14 protein-coding genes are annotated in these 21,243 nt (G+C 74.0%); 2 read left to right on the forward strand and 12 right to left on the reverse strand.

What is annotated here, in order from left to right:
* The 4 genes from DKT69_RS30725 to prmC form a co-directional block, all read right to left on the reverse strand.
* The coding region (locus tag DKT69_RS30725) for a transglycosylase domain-containing protein (RefSeq protein ID WP_109804937.1) at positions 1-2,090 on the reverse strand (2,090 nt) is incomplete at its 3' end.
* 150 nt (positions 2,091-2,240) lie between these two features.
* On the reverse strand, positions 2,241-2,852 hold the full coding sequence (locus DKT69_RS30730) for an arsenate reductase/protein-tyrosine-phosphatase family protein (protein ID WP_109804938.1): 612 nt from the start codon (positions 2,850-2,852) through the stop codon (positions 2,241-2,243).
* Complete coding sequence (locus DKT69_RS30735) at positions 2,853-3,497, reverse strand: L-threonylcarbamoyladenylate synthase (protein WP_109804949.1); 645 nt, start codon at positions 3,495-3,497, stop codon at positions 2,853-2,855.
* On the reverse strand, positions 3,497-4,444 hold the full coding sequence (prmC, locus tag DKT69_RS30740; protein WP_201749945.1) for a peptide chain release factor N(5)-glutamine methyltransferase: 948 nt from the start codon (positions 4,442-4,444) through the stop codon (positions 3,497-3,499). The genes DKT69_RS30735 and prmC overlap by 1 nt, the downstream gene beginning before the upstream one ends.
* Before the next feature lie 74 nt (positions 4,445-4,518).
* On the opposite strand from prmC, the gene DKT69_RS30745 reads away from it, so the two are divergent.
* Complete coding sequence (locus tag DKT69_RS30745) at positions 4,519-6,069, forward strand: GGDEF domain-containing protein (RefSeq protein WP_109804939.1); 1,551 nt, start codon at positions 4,519-4,521, stop codon at positions 6,067-6,069.
* Between the two features lie 36 nt (positions 6,070-6,105).
* Here the strand turns inward: DKT69_RS30745 and prfA are convergent, their stop codons facing one another.
* Together prfA and rpmE are read right to left on the reverse strand one after the other, a co-directional pair.
* Positions 6,106-7,194: a peptide chain release factor 1 gene (gene prfA, locus DKT69_RS30750; protein WP_109804940.1), complete on the reverse strand. Its 1,089-nt coding sequence runs from the start codon at positions 7,192-7,194 to the stop codon at positions 6,106-6,108.
* A gap of 108 nt (positions 7,195-7,302) precedes the next feature.
* Entirely contained in the window at positions 7,303-7,527 is a 225-nt protein-coding gene (gene rpmE, locus DKT69_RS30755; protein ID WP_109804941.1) for a 50S ribosomal protein L31, read from the reverse strand.
* Between the two features lie 267 nt (positions 7,528-7,794).
* On the opposite strand from rpmE, the gene DKT69_RS30760 reads away from it, so the two are divergent.
* A complete protein-coding gene (locus tag DKT69_RS30760) occupies positions 7,795-8,691 on the forward strand; it encodes a phosphatase domain-containing protein (RefSeq protein WP_109804950.1) in 897 nt (298 codons plus the stop codon).
* Between the two features lie 52 nt (positions 8,692-8,743).
* Here the strand turns inward: DKT69_RS30760 and DKT69_RS30765 are convergent, their stop codons facing one another.
* The 6 genes from DKT69_RS30765 to DKT69_RS30790 form a co-directional block, all read right to left on the reverse strand.
* On the reverse strand, positions 8,744-12,163 hold the full coding sequence (locus DKT69_RS30765) for a phosphodiester glycosidase family protein (protein WP_109804942.1): 3,420 nt from the start codon (positions 12,161-12,163) through the stop codon (positions 8,744-8,746).
* Positions 12,164-12,305: 142 nt separating this feature from the next.
* Positions 12,306-14,288 (reverse strand): transcription termination factor Rho, encoded by a 1,983-nt coding sequence (gene rho / locus DKT69_RS30770; protein WP_109804943.1) that lies wholly within the window; start codon positions 14,286-14,288, stop codon positions 12,306-12,308.
* A 294-nt stretch (positions 14,289-14,582) separates the two neighbouring features.
* Complete coding sequence (thrB, locus tag DKT69_RS30775; RefSeq protein WP_109804944.1) at positions 14,583-15,521, reverse strand: homoserine kinase; 939 nt, start codon at positions 15,519-15,521, stop codon at positions 14,583-14,585.
* A gap of 113 nt (positions 15,522-15,634) precedes the next feature.
* Positions 15,635-16,879, reverse strand: a complete 1,245-nt coding sequence (locus tag DKT69_RS30780; RefSeq protein WP_109804945.1) for an MFS transporter — start codon at positions 16,877-16,879, stop codon at positions 15,635-15,637.
* Positions 16,880-16,888: 9 nt separating this feature from the next.
* A complete protein-coding gene (locus tag DKT69_RS30785) occupies positions 16,889-17,710 on the reverse strand; it encodes a polysaccharide deacetylase family protein (protein ID WP_109804946.1) in 822 nt (273 codons plus the stop codon).
* 177 nt (positions 17,711-17,887) lie between these two features.
* Positions 17,888-21,163 (reverse strand): efflux RND transporter permease subunit, encoded by a 3,276-nt coding sequence (locus DKT69_RS30790; protein WP_109804947.1) that lies wholly within the window; start codon positions 21,161-21,163, stop codon positions 17,888-17,890.
* Positions 21,164-21,243: the final 80 nt, after the last annotated feature.

A 21,243-nucleotide genomic window follows, 5' to 3' on the forward strand; every position in this document is an offset into this window, starting at 1 on the left:
ACGCGGTAGGCGGTGGTTTCGTTGGGGGGGACGAAGTCGAGGACCGGCTGGTTCCGGAGGGCGTACGCGAGGAGGCGGCCCACGGCGGCGATCTGCCGGGCCTGCACGCCGCCGCCGACCGCGTCCCGGGTGTCGTCCGGGTTGGCGGCGATGGTGGCGACCGCGAGCTGCGGGGTGAAGGCCACCACCGTCTCCGTGGCGTTCCGGTCTGAGCTGCCGGTCTTGCCGGCCAGCGGCCGGCGCAGCCCGGGCTGGAGTTCCTCGGCGGTGCCGCCGTCGCAGCGCCGGTACATCGACTGGTCGCCGACCGGGCAGCGGGCCGCGTCCGCCGCCGCGCGGGCCACCTCGGTGTCGAGCACCTGCCGGCAGTCCGGATCCCCGGCGGCCACCTTCCGGCCGGTGCTGTCGCTGATCGAGGTGATCGGCGTCGGCGCGCACCAGGTCCCCTCGGCCGCCACCGTGGCGTACGCGTTGGCCAGGTCGAGCGGGGTGGTGGCGGCGACGCCGAGGGTGAACGGTCCCCACTGCTTCGCGCCGTAGCGGGCCAGCGCCTCGTCGTCCTTGGCGCGCAGCACGATGCCGAGCCGCTCGGCCATCTCCACCACCCGGTCGGCGCCCACCTTCTCGGTCAGCCAGGCGAAGTAGGTGTTCACCGAGCGGCCGAAGGCGCTCCACATGGTGTGGTCGCCGTCCATCCAGTCCGGGTTGGCGTTGCTCGGGCACCAGTGGCCCCCGCAGCTGGCCGTACCGCCCTCGACCGAGTAGCCGGTGACGAGCCGGGACGGCGCGTCGAAGGTGGTGGCCAGCGGCAGCCCCGACTCCAGGGCGGCCAGCAGGGCGAAGAGCTTGAACGTCGAGCCGGCCTGGTAGCCGACGATGCCCCCGCCGCCGGCCACGAGCTGGTTGACGGTGTTCGGATAGTTCTGCTGGCCGCGCGGGTTGGCCGCCACGCTGAAGTGCCGGTTCACCGCCATGGCCAGCACCCGCCCGCTGCCCGGCTGGATCACCGCGGTCGGCGCGGCCCGCTTGTTGTCGACGGCGTAGACCTGCAGCACCTGCTCGTTGGCCTTGCGCTGCACGTCCGCGTCGAGCGAGGAGACGATCTTGAAGCCGCCGCGGCGCAGCGTCCGCTGTCGCTCGTCGGCGGAGCCGCCGAAGGCCGGCTGCGCCTTCCACCAGTGGGTGAACCAGTCGCAGAAGAAGCCCCAGTCGTTGTGCTCGGCGGCCACGCCGGCGCAGTCGTTCGGCGTCGCGCTGGGTCGCAGGTTGAGCTGCTCGCCCTTGGCCCGGGCGGCATCCGCGGCGGCGACCTGGCCGGTCTCCACCATCCGGTCCAGCACGTACGCCCGGCGGCCCAGCGCCGCGTCGGCGTCGCCGTTGATCGGGTCGTCGCTGTCCGGCGAGCGGACCAGGCCGGCGAGCAGCGCCGCCTGGGCCAGGTTCAGCTTCGCCGGCTCGGTCGAGAAGTAGCGCTTGCTGGCCGCCGCGATGCCGTACGCGCCGGCGCCGAAGTAGGCGATGTTCAGGTACCGGCTGAGGATCTGGTCCTTGTCCAGCTCCCGCTCCAGGGCCAGCGCGTAGCGCATCTCCCGGATCTTGCGGCCGGCGCTGATCTCGGTGGCCTGGGCCCGCTGCTCCTCGGTCAGCCGGGCATCGTTCGCCAGCGCGTTGCGGACGTACTGCATGGTCAGCGTGGAGGCGCCCTGCCGGGTCCGGCCGTCCCGGCTGTTGACGGTGAAGGCCCGGACCACGCCGCGGACGTCGACGCCGTGGTGCTGGTAGAACCGGACGTCCTCGGCGGCCACGATGGCCTGCCGCATCACCAGGGCCACCTCGGCCACCGGCACGTCCACCCGGTCCTCCACATAGAAGGAGGTGATCAGGGTATGCCCGTCGCTGGCGTACAGGTTGGACCGCTGGGCCGGCTGCGGCGTACGCAGCGACTCGGGCAGCTCCGAGTAGGGCACGAGCCCCGCGAAGCCGAGCCCGAACACCAGCGCGACCGGCAGCGCGGCGGCCGCCAGGGCCAGCCCGGCGAGCACGCCGGCGAGCAGGACAGTGAACAACTTGTCGAGATGGGCCCGGTTCATCAGCTCTCCCCGCAGGAGCCGGCCACGTTCGGACCCGTTCAGGATGACCGGAAACAGCGGTCACGCCGCCCGCTTCCCCCGAAACACGCAGGAATTTCGCGGAGAAGGATGAAGGTGGACAGAAACCCCAGCGCTCAGGGGCCGGAGGGCTCAGGGCAGCAGCGCGGCGGCCAGCGGGTGGACCGTCTCCTCGATCTCGTCGGCGACCCGGCTGAAGCACTGGTCACCGCGACCCCACGGGTCGTCGAGGTCGTCGGCGGGCAGTGCGGAGGCCCCCTGCCGGGCCGAGTCGGCGGCCGCCACCAGGGCTACCCCGCGGGCGTACACGGCATCCGGGGTCGCCTCGACCGGCGGCAGCCCCGCGGCGTCCACGGCGGCCAGCAGCCGCCCGAACTCGCCCAGCACGAAGGTGCGCGCCGCCGCGTCCGGACGCAGCGCCACCACGTACTCCTGCTGGTCGGCGGTGGCGGTGAGGACCAGGTCGGCCGCGTCGATGAGGTCGGACCGCAACTTACGGGCGGCGAACCCGTCCACGTCACCGCCGCGCGACACCACCTGCCGGGCCGCCGGCGGATTCATCTCCTCGCCCGCGTGCCAGCCCCCGGTGCCGGCGCTGTGGCTGTGCAGCAGCTCGTCCGAGCGGGTCGGGTCGACCCCGAGGCGGCCCAGCCGCTCCCGCACGGCGAGCAGCAGCAGCCGTTCGGCCATCGGAGAACGGCAGATGTTGCCCATGCAGACGTGCAGGACCGTGAACGGCGGCACTCAGACCCCCCGCTCGTCGAGGATGTCCGGCACCACGTCGCGCAGCTTCTCCAACGGGACCGCGCCCTGCCGCAGTACCCGGGGCACCTCGCCGGTGAGGTCGACGATGGTGCTCGGCACCGGGTCCGGGGCGGGCCCGGCCTCCAGGTAGGCGCGGACCGTGTAGGCGAGCTGGTCCCGCGCCTCCTCGGCGGTGACCGCCGCCGGCTGGCCGACCTTGTTGGCCGACGCCACCGCCATCGGTCCGGTCTCCCGCAGCACCTCCAGCGCCACCGGGTGCAGCGGCATCCGCACCGCCACCGTGCCGCTGGCGTCGCCCAGATCCCAGGACAGGCTCGGCGAGTGCTCCACCACGATGGTCAGCGCCCCCGGCCAGAACGCCTCGACCAGCTCGCGCGCCGAGCGGGGCAGCGAGAACACCAGGCCGTCGAGGGTGTGCCGCGACCCGATCAGCACCGGCGGCGCCTGCCGCGAACCGCCCTTGGCGTCCGCGAGCGCCTTCACCGCGTACGGGGTGAAGGCGTCGGCGCCGATCCCGTAGACCGTGTCGGTCGGCAGAACGACCAGTTCACCGTTCTTGACCGCCTCGATGGCAGCGGCGATGCCGCGGTCCCGGTCGGCGGGCGACCGACAGTCGTAGAGCATCACGAGGAGCCAGTCTGCCACGCCGGGCCGCCGGTGGCGTGCTGGCCGTCCGCCCGCCGGGACGCGGTGGCGAACCGGGGCCGGCCGACCAGGTCCCGGTGCTCCGCCACGGCGGTGAACCGGCCGTCCGCGGCGAGCAGTTCGGGCACCGCCCTGCCGTGGGTGTCGTCGTGCTCCACGCCGAGCACCCCGCCGGGGCGCAGCAGCTCGGCCGCCCGGCCGATCACCGGCCGGATCACCGCCAGCCCGTCCGCCCCGCCGAAGACCGCCTCGTCCGGATCGTGCCCCGCCACCTCAGGCGGCACCGCCACCGACCGGGGCACGTACGGCGGGTTGCAGAGCAGCACGTCGACCCGGCCGACCAGCTCGTCCAGCAGCTCCGGGTCGGTCACGTCGGCGGCCACCACCTCGATCGGGGTGTCCCCCGCGGCGGCCCGGTCTGCGGCGTTGCGCCGCAGCCAGGCCAGCGCCGCCGGGGACCGCTCCACCGCCACCACCCGGGCGTCCGGCAGCTCCTGGGCGACGGAGAGAGCGATCGCGCCGGAGCCGCTGCACAGGTCGACCACCAGCGGCGCGTTCCGCGATCGCCCCTGCTCCACCCCCCAGCCGGCGAGCAGTTCGGTCTCCGGCCGGGGCACGAAGACGCCCGGGCCGACCGCCAGTTCCAGGTGCCGGAAACCGGCGACGCCGGTGAGGTGCTGCAACGGCTCCCGGGCCGCCCGCCGGCCGACCAGCGCGTCGAAGCGGGCGAGGTCGTCGGCGGTGAACCCGTCGGCCAGGGCCAGCCGGCCCCGGGGCACGTCCAGCACGTACGCGGCCAGCAGCTCGGCCTCCGCCCGGGGCGCCTCGACCCCCGCCTCGGCCAGCGCGCGGGCCGCCCGGGCGATCGCCAGTGAGGGCCGCTCGCGTTCTGTCCCTTTGGACGGGTGTTGCGGAAGGGAGGTCACGACATAATCATGAATCGTCGCGGGTGGCATCACGAGCGGGTGCGTCCGGACGCACACCGACAGGGAGGTCTCGGGTGGGCTGGCTCGACCGGGTCGACGACCAGGTTGACGCCCTCAAGCACGCCCGGGCGTTGCAGGAGGCGAGCCGCTCGGCGGAGGCCTGCGCCCTCCTCGACCGGGTGATCCGCACCACCGCCGACCCGAACGCCCGGGCCGACGCCCGCGTCCAGCGCCTCTCCGCGCTGATCAATCTCGGTCGGACGGCGGAGTTCACCCGGGCCATCGAGGATGCCTCCAGCGCCACCCGCGACCTGGCCGAGCCGTACCTGCGCGGGCACCTCAACGCGCTGGCCGCGCTGGCCGCGCACCACCAGGGAGCGCTGGACCGCTGCGTCACCCACCTGGTCAAGGCCTCCCGCTGGCTGGGCACCGTCGACGACCCGGACCGGGACACCGCCTGGGGCTGGCACGACCTCGCGATGGCCTACTCCTACCTCAGCTTCCACGGCCATGCCCTCGGGGCGATCGAGCGGGCCCGCCAGGTCGGGCTGACCGCCGGCATCCCGGAGGAGACCTTCGCCGCCCCCGGCATCCGGCTGCGCAACGCGGTCGCGCTGGACCACAACGGGGACAGCGACGGCTGTCTGCGGGTGCTCCGGGACGTCGCCGGGGACCTCAACCGGTTCCTGCGCGCCGGGCGGGCCGGCAACCTGCGGCCGAGCAGCCTGGCCGCGTACGGCTACGCGGCGGCCCGCCGAGCCGCCCTCGGCGACCGGGTGGAGTCCGGCACGGACGCCGACCCGGCCCGGCTGCTCGGGCACGGCGGCGACAGCGCCCGGGCGCGGGACATGCGTCAGCTCGGCCAGGTCTGCCTGGCCGTCGCCGACGGACGGCCGATCGAGGCGGTGACCCGGCTGGAGGCCGCCCAGGTCTCCGCCGAGACGCTCGGCGCGGCCGAACCGGCCCGGCTGCGCAGCATCGCCCTGGCCCGGGCCGGCGACCACGCCGCCGCGCATCGGGCCGACCGGCACGCGTTCCGGCTGGCCGCGCAGCGCAACGACCGGCTGCGGGACGTCTACATCGACGGGATCGCGGCCCGGATCGACCACGAGGAGATGCGCCGGGAGGCGGCCCGGTACGAGGGCGAGGCGCTCACCGACCCGCTGACCGGGCTGCCCAACCGGCGCCGCCTCGAGCGGTACATCGGCGCGGTGGTGGCCCGGGGCGAGCGGGTGGTGATCGGCGTCTGCGACCTGGACGGCTTCAAGGCGGTCAACACCCGGCACGGGCACCACTCGGGTGACCTGGTCCTCCAGCGGATCGCCGGAGTGATCAACCGGGTGATGCGGCGCGGCGACTTCGTGGCCCGCTACGGCGGCGACGAGTTCGTGGTGGTGCTGGCCGGGGCCGGCATGTCGGAGGCCGCCGAGGTGGCCCGCCGGATCGACGCGGCGGTCCGCACCGAGGACTGGGAGTCCCTGGTGCCCGGCACTCCGGTCGGGGTGAGCATCGGCTTCGCCGAGGTGAGCGGCACCGGCGACGGCCTGCGGGAGGCCCTCGGCGCCGCCTTCGAACTGGCCGACCGGGAGATGCTCCGGGCCAAGTCCCGCCTCCGCGCCTCCTGACCCCGCGCTCGGCCGGGCCGGGCGGCGGGCGGGTGCTCAGCGGCGGGTCAGTTCGGTCTCCCCGGCCAGGCGGGCGGTCCGGTCGGCCTCCGTCAGGGCGTCGAGGACACCGTCCAGCTCACCGGCGAGGGCCAGGTCGAGGTTGTACGCGGTGTAGCCGATCCGGTGGTCGGTGATCCGGTTCTGCGGGAAGTTGTAGGTGCGAACCCGCTCCGAGCGGTCCACCGTCCGGACCTGCGCCTTACGGGCGTCCGAGGCGGCCGCGTCGGCCTGCTCCTGCGCCGCCGCGAGCAGCCGGGCACGCAGGATCCGCATCGCCTGCTCCCGGTTCTGCAGCTGGGACTTCTCGTTCTGGCAGGAGACCACGATCCCGGTCGGCACGTGGGTGATCCGGACCGCCGAGTCGGTGGTGTTGACCGACTGGCCGCCCGGCCCGGACGAGCGGAACACGTCGATCCGCAGGTCGTTCGGGCCGATGGTGACGTCCACGTCCTCGGCCTCCGGCAGCACCAGCACGCCGGCCGCGCTGGTGTGGATCCGGCCCTGCGACTCGGTGACCGGCACGCGCTGCACCCGGTGCACGCCGCCCTCCCACTTGAGCCGGGACCAGACGCCGTTGCCGCCCTCGGGCACGCCCTTGGTCTTGATCGCCAGCGAGACGTCCTTGACCCCGCCGAGGTCGGAGTCCTGCGCGTCGATCACCTCGGTGACCCAGCCGTGCCGCTCCGCGTAGCGGGTGTACATCCGCAGCAGGTCGCCGGCGAACAGGGCCGACTCCTCGCCGCCCTCGCCGGCCTTGATCTCCACGATCACGTCCTTGGCGTCGTGCGGGTCGCGCGGGATCAGCAGCTCCGCCAGCCGCTCCTCCAGCGCCGGCAGCGTCGCCGCGATCGACTCGGCCTCGGCGGCGAACGCCGGGTCCTCGGCGGCCAGCTCGCGGGCGGCGACCAGGTCGGCGCGGGCCTGCTCCAGCTCGCCGGCCGCCTTGTGCAGCGGGACGAGCTCGGCGTAGCGGCGGCCCACCCGCCGGGCGGTGCCCTGGTCGGCGTGGATGGCCGGGTCGGCGAGCCGCTTCTCCAGCTCCGCGTACTCGTCGAGGAGGGCGGCCAGGCGCTCACTGCTCATGCTGGGGGTGCTCCTTCGACGACAACCGGGCGGGATGGGTGGAAACTGACGGAAACGGACGAACGCCCGCGTCCGGCACGGAGCCGGACACGGGCGTCGTCGGAGAAGCTACTTGGCCTTTTTGGGCTGAACCTTGGCGTACTTCTGCTGGAACTTGGCGACCCGGCCGGCGGTGTCGAGAACGCGCTGCTTACCGGTGTAGAACGGGTGGCAGGCGCTGCAGGTCTCGACGTGGATGGCGCCGCCCTTGGCGGTGCTGCGGGTCGTGAAGGTGTTACCGCAGGAGCAGCTGACCTCGGTGGTCACGTACTCCGGGTGGGTGTTGGGCTTCATCTCGCCTCGGTCCTTTCGTGGGTGGTCGCCGGGTCGCCGTCGGTGTCCCCGTCGTACACGACGGGCTCGGGCGTGAACCGGAACCGGTGGCCGATTGACCAGTGTGCCATGGGCGTCGGCCGACCCGAGGAGCGGGCCGCACAGGTGGTCCGGCAGGGGTAACGCTCACCCTCCCGTACGCATTCCCGCCCCGCCCGTGGGCATTCGCCAGGTCGTACCGTCAGAACCCCGGCGCGGACCGGGACCGGACGAACCGGGGTGGAGGGCATGTTCCGTCTGATCGCGACCCGGGGCCTGCCGGCCTCCGGCAAGACGACCTTCGCCCGCCGGCTCCAGCCGGGTGTGGTCCGGGTCAACCGGGACGACCTGCGCCGGATGATGCACGGCGAGCGGCTCTTCACCCAGTGGGCGGAGGGGCAGGTCAGCAGGGCCCAGCGGGCCCAGGTGGAGGCGCTGCTGGCGGCCCGGGTGAGCGTCTGCGTGGACGACACCAACCTGCGGGCCCGGACCCTGCGGGACTGGGCGGAACTGGCCGAGCGGTTCGGCGCCACGTTCGAGGTGCACGACTTCACCGACGTCCCGCTGGAGGAGTGCCTGCGCCGGGACGCCGCGCGGCCGGAGGCCGACCGGGTCGGCGAGGCGGCGATCCGCCGGCTGCACGACCGCTACCTGGCCAACCGCCCGTTACCGTTACCGGTGCCGACGGCCCGTACGGGTCCGCCGGCCACGGTCCACCCGCCGCACCCCGAGCCGCCGGCGATCGTGCTGGTGGACATCGACGGCACGGTGGCGCTGAACGTCTCCCGCAGCCCGTACGACATGACCCGGGTGGGCGAGGACGCGCCGAACGAGGCGGTGATCGCGGCGGTGCGGGCGATGCACGCGGCCGGCCACGGGGTGGTCTTCTGCTCCGGTCGGGACGCCTCGGCCCGGGCCGACACCGAGGCCTGGCTGGCCCGGCACGTCGAGGTCCCCTATCTGGCGCTGCACCTGCGGGCGGTCGGCGACCACCGCAAGGACGCGATCGTCAAGCAGGAGATCTACGAACGGGAGATCCGGGACCGGTACCGGGTGGTGGGCGTCTTCGACGACCGGATGCAGGTGGTGCGGATGTGGCGCTCGCTCGGCCTGACCGTGTTCCAGGTCGCCGAGGGCGACTTCTGACCGACCGGCCCGGGGCGCGTGACGGGTCCGCCACGCGCCCCGGGGCCGACGGTCAGGCGGCGGGTGCCTCCCCAGGTGTCGCCGCCGTGAGGGCGACCGTCGCCTCGGCGCGGACGCCGTTGACGGTCACCGTGAGCAGCACCTGCGCCCCCGGCCGCAGCGCGGTCAGCCGGCCGGTGGCCGGGTCGAACCGGGCCACGTGCCAGGGCTTCACCCCGTCGGCCGGGCCGATGTGCAGGTTCGGCGAGCCCGACCAGTCGGCGCTGACCGGGGCGGCCACCGGCACGGTACGACCACCGGGCTGGATCAGCGTCGCCGTGACGACCGCCGGGTCGCCCACCACCACGCTCGCCGGCGCGGCCAGCGCGAGCCGGTCGACGTGGGCGTGGAACTCCGCGTCGACCCAGCGTGGCCCCTCGGCGAGCGGGTCGCGTCGGGCCCGCTCGGCCTCCTGCGGGGTCACCGGGTCGACGCCGAACTCGGTCCACCCGGTGAAGCCGCCCAGCTGAGGCGGCGTGGACGGGTTCTTGCCCGAGTTGCCGTTGATGACGTACGGCACCCCGTCCACCCGGTCGGCGTCGAAGGTGCCGACGTGCCCGTTGACGACGAGCGCGCCCTTGCCGGTGCGGTGCTGGAAGTCGGCCAGCCACTGCTCGACCAGCGCCGCCTCCTTGCGGTCGCCGAGCTGGCTCGCCTTCGCCGGGCTGGGATCGCGCGGCGGGTGGTGGAACAGCACGGCGACCGAGCCGACGGCCGGGTCGGCGGCGGCGGAGTCGAGCGTGTCGCGCAGCAGCTGCACCTGGTCGAACCCGCCGCCGCGCAGCGAGCCGGTGGCGGTGTTCAGGGTGACGAAGCGGGTGCCGTCATGGTCGAAGACCCGCGAGGTGGCGCCGAAGACGTGCTGGAAGTTCGTGATCGGGGCGCCCATGATCTCGTGGTTGCCGGGCACGTAGTAGTACGGCAGCTCGCCGCCCAGCTCCTCGTCGAGGATCCGCTTGGCCAGCGCGAAGTCCGCCGGGTACGCGGTGTCCACGAAGTCCCCGTCGATGACCAGGAAGTCCGGCTTCGCCGCCTTGACCTCGCGGAGCGTACGGCGGGCCTGGGCGACCAGGTCGCTGTCCGGGTCGGCGGCGACGAACTGGGCGTCGGACAGCACCGCGAAGCGCCAGGGCGCGCCGTCCACCGTGCCGTCGCGGAGCACCGCCCGGTCGGTGCGCGGTTCCTCGGGCGGCGCCTGGATCGTCGGGGGCACCTTCGCGACCAGGTCGTCGATGACGATCTGACTGGTGTACTCCGCGGCCGGGTTGGTCTCCGCCACGTAGAACCGACGGACCCGGACCGGGTACTGCACGCCGGCCGGCACCGCGAACTCCACGTACTTCCAGCCGGTCCAGGTGAGGTACGGGCCGCGCAGCACGTGCTGGGTGTCCTGGGCGTCGTGCAGGTGCAGGCTGGGCCACTCCCCCTTGCCGTTGCCGTAGATCCACATGCCGAACGCCTGCGGCTGGCCGGGCACCTCGATCCAGGCCGGCGGGTCGGCGTACGCGGCCCGGGTGCCGGTGGACTGGCTGAAGTCGTACGACAGCTTGAGGCCCTGGCCCGTGTGGCCCGGCGCGGGCGCGACGGAGCCGCTGGCCCGGGCCTGGCTGAACTTCCAGGCCGCGGCGTCGTCGAAGCCGGCGACCGGGACGTCGGTCAGTCCGACGGTGACCGGCAGCACGGTGGTGAGCTTGCCGACGTGGACGGTGACCAGGCCGGAGCCGCTCTCGCCGAGCGCCTTGACGGAGAGGTTGCCGTCCCCGGTGGGGGTGACGGCGAGCAGCTTCGGGTCGTACTCGAGCTTCAGGTCGGCCGGCTCGATCGGCGCGGTGTTCCCCTCGGCGTCGTAGCCGACCACCCCGAAGAGCCCGGTGTCGCCCTGCCGGTTCAGACCGAGCCGGTCCACGGTGGAGTCGATCCGGTCCAGCTCCCCGAGCACGGTGAGGTCGAGGGTGCCGCCGGCCTCCGCCCGCCAGGCGGTGACGGTGCTGCGGCCGGGCGCGCCGGCCCGGAAGACGCCCTCGTCGTCCACCGTTCCGTGGACGGCCGGGTTCGCCCGCCACTGCGGCGCCCCGGCGGCCGGGCCGTACGTCTCGTCGTAGCCGGCGGCGGTGAGCCGGCGGGTCAGGCCGGGAAAGACCCGGTCCGGGCGGCCACCGCGGATCGGGGCGACGCCGGGCGCGGCGGTCGGGTCGCTCGCCGTCTCCAGCCAGTACCCGGTGAGCCGGCCGCTGCCCTTCGGCGCGTAGATGGCCAGGCCGTTGGGGACCGGGCGCTCGCTGCCGTCCGAGGGGCTGTTCTCCACCTGCACCGCCGCCGCGCCCGGTTCCCGGGCGAGCAGGGTCGAGGAGCCGCCGCCGTCGAGGTTCAGCGCGGTGTACGCACCCAGCTCGACCATCATCCGGCCCATCTCGGTCTGGGTGACGCCGCGGCTGTCCACCTGCCGACCGTCCACCGTCAACATGATCATTTTGCGCCCGTCGGCGGAGAAGCCGACCGAGGTGCGCGGGGCGAGGGTCAGGTCGGCGATGTTCTGCACCGCCCCGTCACGGACCAGCACGTTGCCGCCGCCGACCGCGGCGCGCAGGCTGCCGCCGTCGGACGCCTTCGGCCGCCAGGCCACGTCCACCGGGTCGCCGGGGCGCAGCGCGCCGAGGGCGTCCGCGCCGGCCTCCCGGCCGAGCAGCACGGTTGTCCCGGCCGGGATCGGCCCCTCGCCGGGCGCGGTGGCCACGGCCGCGACCCGGCCGCCGGTCACCGCGACCTCGACCACCCGGGCCGCGCCGCTCACCGCCCGCTGCCGGGGGTACGACCCCCAGAGCGGGGTGAAGACGCCGATGCCGTTCGGCTGGACCATGTTGTTGAACGGGGTCAGCGGAACCGGTCCGGCCGGCAGCGTGGCGGTGCCCTCGAAGCCGACCTGGATGACCCGACCCAGCCCCTCGGCGCTGATCGCGGCGGCGTTCGGGTGCCCGGCGACCGGCGACTGGATCAGGTCGCCGGAGCGGATGCCGATGCCCTGGGCCGCACCCGAGTTGTTGATGTCGAAGAAGTCGCCGTTGACGGCGGCGACCGCGCGGGAGCGGTCCACCGCGGCGCGCAGCGGCTCGTCCCGGGTGACCGTGCCGGAGTTGACGTAGTCGACGGTGACGCCGCCGGAGAGGTCGGCGGTGAGCGCGTCGGCGCGCAGCCAGCCCTCGGCGTCGTACCGGTCGAAGGAGGTGAGGTCGAGCCCGGGAGCGACCGGGCGGGTGCTCTTCGCGATCTCCAGGCCGCCGGCCGGGGCGGAGGAGGCGGCGGGGGCGTCCTCGGCGGCGGTGCGGAGGTCGCCGGCGGGTGCCGCGAGGCCGGCCGGGGCCGGTCCGGGAAGGCTGAGCAGCGGCGTCAGCAGCAGGACGCCGACGAGACGGGCGGATCGTCTGCGGATTCGCATGGACGACAGTCAACCCGACGCTGCATAGAAGTTTCAATACCCGACGGCTTAACCGAAGGAAAACTTCACGCCGGCCCTCGGGTACGACGAAGGGCACGGCCGTGACGGCCGTGCCCTTCGTTCGTGTCCTACCGGGGCGGTGTCACTCCCCCGGCGTCGACTTCGCGATCTGCATCAGGAACTCGATGTTGGTGCGGGACTGCTTGAGGCGGTCCAGCAGCAGGTCGAGCGCCGCCTGCGAGTCCAGCGAGTGCAGCACCTTGCGGAGCTTGTGGATGATCGCCAGCTCCTCCGGCGCGAGCAGGACCTCCTCCTTGCGGGTGCCGGAGGGGTTGATGTCGATCGCCGGGAAGACCCGCTTGTCGGCGATCTTCCGGTCCAGCTTGAGCTCGGCGTTACCGGTGCCCTTGAACTCCTCGAAGATGACCGTGTCCGCCATGGACCCGGTCTCCACCAGCGCGGTGGCGAGGATGGTCAGCGAGCCGCCGTTCTCGATGTTGCGGGCCGCACCGAGGAACCGCTTCGGCGGGTAGAGCGCGGTGGAGTCGATACCACCCGACATGATCCGGCCGCTTGCCGGCGCCGCCAGGTTGTACGACCGACCGAGCCGGGTCACCGAGTCGAGCAGCACGACGACGTCGTGCCCCAGCTCGACCAGGCGCTTCGCCCGCTCGATCGCCAACTCCGCCACCGTGGTGTGGTCCTGCGGCGGACGGTCGAACGTGGCCGCGATGACCTCGCCCTTCACCGACCGCTGCATGTCGGTGACCTCTTCCGGCCGCTCGTCGACCAGCACCACCATCAGGTGGCACTCCGGGTTGTTGCGGGTGATCGCGTTCGCGATCGCCTGCAGCACCATCGTCTTACCCGCCTTCGGCGGCGAGACGATCAGCGCCCGCTGGCCCTTGCCGATCGGCATGACCAGGTCGATCACCCGGGTGGTCAGGATGTGCGGCTCGGTCTCCAGCCGCAGCCGCTCCTGCGGGTACAGCGGGGTCAGCTTGTAGAACTCCGGCCGCCGCCGCGCCTCCTCCGGCTCCATCCCGTTGATGGTGTCCAGCCGGACCAGCGGGTTGTACTTGTCGCGACGCTGGTCGCTGCTGCCACCGTCGCGGGCGGCCCGCACGGCGCCGGTGATCGCGTCACCGCGGCGCAGGCCGTACTTCTTGATCTGGGACATCGAGACGTAGACGTCGTTCGGGCCGGCCAGGTAGCCGGTGGTCCGGACGAAGGCGTAGTTGTCGAGCACGTCGATGATGCCGGCCACCGGGACGAGCACGTCGTCCTCGCTGACCTGCGGCTCGCGGCCGCCACCGTCGCCGCCGCCCTCGGCCCGGTCGCCCCGGCCGCGTCGACGGTCCCGGAACCGGCTGCGCCGGCCGCGCCGGCCGCCGCCCTCGCCGTCCTCGTCGGAGTCGTTGTCCCGCTCGGCGCGCTGGCCACGGTCGTTGCGGTCGTTGCGGTCGCCGCGCTCGTTGCGCTCGGCACCGCGCTCGGTCCGGTCACCGCCGCGCTCACCGCGCTCGGCACGCTCGCCGCGCTCGGCCCGGTCGGCACCGCGCTCGGCACGCTCGCCGCGCTCGGCACCGCGCTCGGCACGCTCGCCGCGCTCGGCCCGGTCGGCACCGCGCTCGGCCCGCTCTGCGCCGCGCTCGCGACCGCCGCGCTCGGCCCGCTCGCCGGTCTCGGCCGGAGCCTCCTCGGTGCGCGCCTCGGCGGTGGCAGTGGCCCGGCCACGACGGGTCCGGGTGCGACCCTCGGTCGCCTCGGCGGCCGGGGCCGCCGGAGCCTGCTCGGCGGGGCGGCGCTCGGTATCGGCCCGCTCCTGGAGCACCTCGGCGTGTACCTCGTCCCGGGCGGGAGCGGCCGCGGCCGCGACCTCGGCCCGCGGTCGAGGGGTTCCGGCGGCGGCGCCGCCCTGCCGCTCGGTGATCGCGCTGATCAGCTCGCCCTTACGCATGCGAGCCGTACCGGAGATACCGAGCGACGCGGCCAGGCTCTGCAGCTCTGGCAGCAGCATCGCCGACAGGCCGGTACCGCTGCGCCGACGGCGTGTGGGGGCGGCGGTGGTGGCATCGCCAGCGACGTTGGAAACATCCGACGTCACGTCGGTGGTGTCGCTCAATGGATTCCTTCCCTCGATAGGCCGGGACTGCCCGGAGTCGAAAACCAGGTGGCCGGGCGGCCTCGGTGCACCCGCCTCGCACTGACGCGTCGCGGGAGTCTGTGACACAGCAGCCGGTCGGTTTCCCGACTCACCAACATCGGTGAGCAGGTCTCGCCGTCTGCGGCGACCTGTGGAAACTGCGGTGCGGCGTGGGCCTTGGCAGGGGTGACGGGCTGACCGCCGAGAGCTTCGGGGGTGCGCCGACCCGCAGGAGATCGCATGCTTCGCGGCTGTGCTGAGTCTAGAGCGTAATCAACTCTTCCGACCTGCGGCAACAGGGTCCCGCTCGGCGTGTCCCAGTCTACCCCGGGCAACCCGGGCACCGCTGACGTCTATGGGCAACTGCCAGAGCTGCCAGTCTGTTCCCGGGTCGAAGCCCGCTGGCACCTCGGTGAGGGCCAGCACGGTCGGTCCCGCCCCACTGACCACAGCCGCCACACCCGTCGCACGCAGGGCGCTGACCAGGGCCGCGGTCCCCGGCATGCCCGCGGCGCGGTAGTCCTGGTGCAGCCGGTCGACGGTGGCGGGCAGCAGCAGCCCCGGCGCCGCGGTCAGCGCGTGCACCAGCAGCGCCGCCCGGCCGGCGGTCAGCGCGGCGTCGGGATGCGGGACGGTGGCCGGCAGCGCGGCCCGCGCGGCGGCGGTCAGACCGCGTTCCGCGGGCACGAAGACGGTCGGCCGGACGCCGTCGGCGGCGGCCAGCGACACCGCGCGCGCCCCGGACGGCTCGGTCCAGGCGATGGTGAAGCCGCCGCGCAGGCAGGGCGCAACGTTGTCGGGGTGCCCCTCGACTTCGGCGGCCAGTCGCAGCGCCGCGTCGTCGTCGATCCGCTCGGCCCCGTCGGTGACCAGCGCCCGGGCCAGCAGCACGCCCGCGACGATGGCCGCCGAGGACGAGCCCAGGCCGCGGGCCTGCGGGATCCGGTTGACGCACTCCAGCGCGAGGCCCGGCGGCTGTCCGCCCAGCACGTCGAACGCGGCCCGCATGGCCGTCGCGACCAGGTGCCGCTCGCCCTCGGGCAGCTCGCCGGCGCCCTCGCCCGCCACGGTCACGCGTACGCCGCCCGGGGTCACCTCGGCCGCCACGTCGTCGTACAGCCCGAGGGCCAGGCCGAGCGCGTCGAAACCCGGGCCCAGGTTCGCGCTGGTCGCGGGCACCCGGACCCGGACGGGCCCGGCGGTGAAAGTCATCGGCACCGGCTCATGCTAGGGCTCGGGACCGACATCGCGGCGGTCCGCCCGATCCATGGGAATCGAGCCCCACCCACCCGGGTGGTCGGGCCGCTCGCCGCGCCGCCGGCAGGTCAGGAGGCGGGGGTGGACTCCGGCTCGGTCGCCGGTTCGGTGAGGGAGAGCCGGCGGGTGGCCAGCCGCCAGCCGACGGCGTACACCAGGGTGACCAGTCCGCAACCGGCCAGCACGGTCCGCTCGTTCACGGTGTCCACCACCAGGGCCACCACCAGCTGGCTCAGCGAGATGGCCAGCGTCGCCAGCATCATGTCGGTGCCGAAGACCCGGCCGCGCAACCGGTCCGGCACCTCGCCCTGGAGGGCGTAGTTGGACAGCACCCAGTTGCTGCCGCCGCCGAAGTGGGCGAGGAAGACGAGCACCAGCACCAGCGGGAACCAGCCGACCACCGAGACGCCCAGGTAGGACAGGCCGTACAGCGACATCGACAGGGCCAGGCCGGGCAGCAGCCAGGCCCGGTTGGTGAGCACCCGCCGCATCAGGATCGGCCCGACCAGGGCGCCCGCGCCCCGGGAGGCGAAGAGCAGGCCGGTGCCGACCGCGCCCACCCCGTACACGCCGGCGAGCAGCGGGAACACGGTCAGCACCCCGTTGCCCAGCCCGACCGCCGACTTCACGGTGACCAGGGCCAGCACCCGAGGCCGGTGGCCGATGTAGCGCAACGCCTCGCGGATCGCCGGCCAGGTGCGCTGCACGGTGCCGCCGGGTTCGCGGGCGGCCTGCAACGGCCGGCGGATCAGCGCGGCCAGGCCCGCCGCGAGCGCCAGGCCGACCGCCGCCACCCAGAAGCAGGCGTACGGGCCGGCGGCGGCGCTCAGCATGCCGCCGAGCGAGGCGCCGACGACCGTCATGGTGCCCCAGGCGGAACCGGCGATCGCGTTGCCGGCGGCGAGGTCGTCCGGGTCGAGCACGTTGGGCAGGGCGGCCTGGGCGGCCGGCGAGTAGAACGCCTTCGCCACCGCCACGGCGCCGATCGCCACCATCGCCAGCCACGCCGTCCCGGCGCTGCGGACGCCGAGCAGCAGCAGGACGCCGACCAGCGCGGCGATGTTGGCCACCATCATGATCTTCCGGCGATCGAACCGGTCCGCGATGGTGCCGGTGTACGGCAGCAACAGGGCGACGGTGCCGGTGTCCACGGCCAGCACCAGCGCGCCCCAGACCCCGCTGCCGGTCAGCTCGGGCAGGAGCACCAGCAGGGGCACCATCACGAACCAGTCCGCCCCGAAGACCACCAGCTCGGCGAGGAAGAGGTTGCGGAAGTCGCGGTTGCGCACGAGGACCGAGAGGGTGGGCGACACGCCGGAACCCTACCGGGCCGGTAAGACGACCGTGCTGTGCCCGAGCAGCTGGGAGACCGTCACGAAGGTGTAGCCGCGGGCGCGCAGCCCGATGATCATGTCGGGCAGCCCGCGGAGCGCGACCAGCCGCCGTTCCGCACCGACGTCGTGGCCGAGCAGGATGGTGCCGGGCCGCACGTCGGCGACGATCCGCCGGGCGTGACCGGCCGGGTCGCCCGGAAACTCGCCCTCGACCATCTGCAGCGTCCAGAGCACCAGCCGGTAGTTCAGCCGGGCGGCGGCGTGCAGCACCGCCCCGCCGAGGTGCCCCCACGGCGGGCGGACCAGCCGGGGCGGCACCCCGGCCGCCTCGGCGATCGCGTCGTGGCTGCGCCGCAGGTCGTCGTAGGCGGCGTGCGCGTCGAGCCGGGCCAGGTCCTGGTGGACCCAGCTGTGGTTGCCCACCTCGTGCCGGCCCAGCCGCCCGCGCAGCAGCGCCGCGTGCTCCCTGGCCCGCGCCCCGACCAGGAAGAACGTGGCCGGTACGCCATGCTCGTCCAGCGTGTCGAGCACCATCGGCGTCCACTGTGGCAGCGGGCCGTCGTCGAAGGTGAGCGCGACCAGCCGGTCGCTGGTAGGCACCCCCCAGGTGACCTCGACGCCGCCGGCGCCGACCTGCTGGTGGCGGGTGCCGAGGGTGGCGCTGGCCGGGCCGTCGGCGAGCGGGAGGCGTCGGTCGGCGATCCAGGCGGTCTGGGTGCTGGCGGCGGTGCCCAGCGCGGCGCCGCCCGCCAGCAGGGCGGTCCGGCGCAGCAGCGCCCGGCGGCCCCACCGGCCCGCACCGTCCGCCATGGCCCCCTGCCCCCGCTTCGGACCGTCGCCCCTCCCGAAGCGATCCGACGCTCACAGTATGCGACAACTCACTCACGGTACAGGGTCGGACATCCGACGCGGTTTGCGCCACGGCGGACAAGCACGGAAACTCCCCGGCGGGCTCGCGCCTGCCGGGGGCGTCTCCAGGTCGTCAGCTCACTCGGTGGGCGGCAACGGTGACCGCCGGCTCTTCGGCAGGCGCAGCACCTCGAACTGGTCGGTCCCGTCGATCAGCGCCGCCGACGGCCGGGCCGGCGGGTTCGCGACCGCCCGCTCGGCGGGGGCCGCCCCGGCCGCCGCCCACTGGTCGCCGGCACCGGCCCCCACGGTCGCCGGGACCTCCGCCGGCGCCGGGTCACCGGCGGCGGTGCGACCGGTGCGGCGCGCCCGCCGCTCCCGCAGCGACTCCTTGGTGCGCTCCACCATCGTGTAGAGCGTCGGCACCAGGATCAGGGTCAGCAGCGTCGAACTGAGCAGGCCACCGATCACCACCACGGCCAACGGCTGCGAGATGAAGCCGCCCTCGCCGGTGAGCCCGAAGGCCATCGGCAGCAGCGCGAAGATGGTGGCGACCGCGGTCATCAGGATCGGGCGCAGCCGGCGCCGGCCACCCTCGACCACCGCCTCGGTCACGCTCCTGCCCTGCGCCCGGTACTGGTTGATCAGGTCGAGCAGCACGATCGCGTTGGTGACCACGATCCCGACCAGCATCAGCACGCCGATCAGCGCCGGCACGCCCAGCGGCGTCCCGGTGGCCAGCAGCAGCCCGATCGCGCCGGTGGCGGCGAACGGGATGGAGATCAGCAGGATCAGCGCCTGGGTCAGGCTGCGGAACGTCCCCACCATGATCAGGAAGACGATCGCGATCGCGGCCAGCACGGCCAGCCCCAGGTCGGCGAAGGCCTCCTTCTGGTCGGCGCTGACGCCACCCACGGCGAAGGTCGCCCCGGGCACGTCCAGCGCGTCCAGCCGCTTCTGCAGCTCCTGGGTGGTCGCGCCCAAGTTGGAGCCGGTGGCCGTACCGGTGACGGAGACGCTGCGCTCACCGTCGATCCGGGTCACCTGCTGCGGCCCCTCCACCTGGTTCACGTCGGCGATGTCGTCCAGCTTGACCGGGCCGACGGGCAGCGCCCGCAGCTCGGCCACGCTCATCGGCGGGCGGGCCCCGGTGCTCAGCACCACGTCCTGCTGCGCCCCGTCGAGGCCGACCTGGCCCAGCGGCGCGCCCCGGTATGCCTGGGCCACGAGCTGGCCCACCGCCGCCTCGGTCAGCCCGGCGCGGGCCGCGGCCACCCGGTCGACGGTGACGTCGATCCGGGGCACCCGCTCGGCCAGGCTGGTGGAGACGTCCTCGACGCCCGGCGTACCGGCCATCGCGTCGCGGGCGGCCTCGGCCGCCCGGGTCAGCGCCTCGGGGTCGGCGGCCTGCACGACCACCTCGAGCTGGTTGGCGGAGGTGCTCTGCCCGGCGCCGAAGCTCAGCTCACCGGCGTCCGCACCGAGGGCGTCGAACTCCTTCCGCAGAGTCTGCTTGACCTCGGCCGCCTCCGTGCCCTCGTCCAGCGCGACCGAGTAGGTGGCGGTGTTGTTGCCGCCGCCGCCCGCCCACGGCTGGTCGCTGCCGCCCGCGCTCACCTGGTACGTCTTGACGCCCTCGGTACGCGCCAGCACCGCCTCGACCTTCGCGGCGGCCTGGTCGGTGCCGGCCAGCCCGGTGCCGGCCGGCAGCTCCTGGGTGATGTTCAGGGTGTCCTGGCCTGAGTCGTCCAGGAAGTTGGTCTCCAGCTTCTGCGCGAGCCCGAAGGTGCCGAGCAGCACCAGCAGCCCCAGCCCCACGGTGATCCAGCGGGTCTTCCGGGACCGGGTGGCGAACCCGATCGCCGGCAGGTACCCCCGCTGCAGCGGGCTGCGCAGCTCCTTCTCCTCGGCGGCACGCCGGGCCGCCGCGTCGTCCGCGCCGCCGCGGCGCGGCTTGAGGAACCAGTACGCCAGCACCGGGATCACGGTCAGCGAGACCAGCAGGGAGGCCAGCAGGGCGACCGTCACGGTGATCGCGAACGGCGCGAAGAGCTGCCCGACGAAGCCGCCGACCAGCGCGATCGGCGCGAAGACGGCCACCGTGGTGAGGGTGGAGGCGGTCACCGCGCCGGCCACCTCGCGGACCGCGACGATGATCGCGTCCCGCTTCGGTTCGCCGTACTCCAGGTGCCGCTTGATGTTCTCCAGCACCACGATGGAGTCGTCGACCACCCGCCCGACGGCGATGGTCAGCGCGCCGAGGGTGAGCAGGTTGAGCGAGTAGTCGCCGGCCCAGAGCGCGATCAGCGCGACCAGCACGGACAGCGGGATGGAGACCGCGGTGACCAGCGTGGAGCGGAGGGAGAGCAGGAAGACCAGGATCACCACGACCGCCATCAGCAGGCCGAGCAGGCCCTCGGTGGTGAGGCTCTCGATGGACCGCTCGACGAACGGGGCCTGGTCGAAGACGACCGTCAGGTCCGCGCCGGAGGCCGCCTTCAGGTCGTCGAGCCGGTCCCGGATCTCGTGCGAGATCTCCACGGCGTTGCCGTCGGGGGTGGCGGTGACGGCGATGCCCAGGCTGGGCTTGCCGTTGGTCCGGGTGATCGCGGTGGCCGGGGCGAGCTGCTGCTCGACCCGGGCCACGTCGCCGAGCCGGATCGGCGCCGCGGGAGCGGTGGCCAGGACGATGCCGCGCAGGTCGTCGACGGTCCGGACCGGGGTGCCGACCTGGACGGGAAGCGACCGGCTGCCGTCGGCGACCGCGCCGGCCGGCACCGCCACGCCGTTGGTCTTCAACGCCTGGGCGATGGCGGTGGGGGCGAGCCGGGCCGCGGCCAGCTTCGCTCGGTCGGGGGTGATCAGCACGACCTGGTCGCGGGTGCCGGTCACGTCGACCGTGCGGACCCCGTCCAGGCCCTCCAGCTCCGGTACGACGGTCTGGCGCAGCTTCTCCGCCAGCGCCCGCTCGTCGCCGCCACCGCTGGCGGCGACCACCACGGCGGGCAGGTCGTCCGTGCTGCCGGCGATGACCTGCGGGTCCACCCCGGCGGGGAGCTGGGTGTCGATCCGGTTCAGCGCGGTCTGCATCTTGTTCACCACGTCGTCCAGGTCGGTGCCGAACTCGTACTGCACCTGGACGGTGGTGGCGCCCTCGCGGGAGGTGGAGGTGACCTTGTCCAGCCCCGGGATGCCCTGAAGGCTGTTCTCGATCGGTTCGGTGACCTGGGACTCGACGATCTCCGGCGCGGCACCCGGATACGCCGCCACGATGAACGCGGCGGGGAACTCCAGCGACGGCAGCAGCTGCTGCTTCAGCGACGGTACGGCGAACGCCCCGAACGCCGTGGTCACCAGCGCGATGAGGGCGATCAGGCCCCGGTTGGCGAGGCTGAATCTGGCGAGCAGCGACATCGGCGTGGCTCACTCCTGAGAAAGGGTCTGCGGGGTAGCCCGAAGTCTGCCCGACCCGATCCACCCCACCCCCACCACCC

The organism is Micromonospora sicca, from assembly GCF_003172935.1.
Classification (GTDB): domain Bacteria; phylum Actinomycetota; class Actinomycetes; order Mycobacteriales; family Micromonosporaceae; genus Micromonospora; species Micromonospora sicca.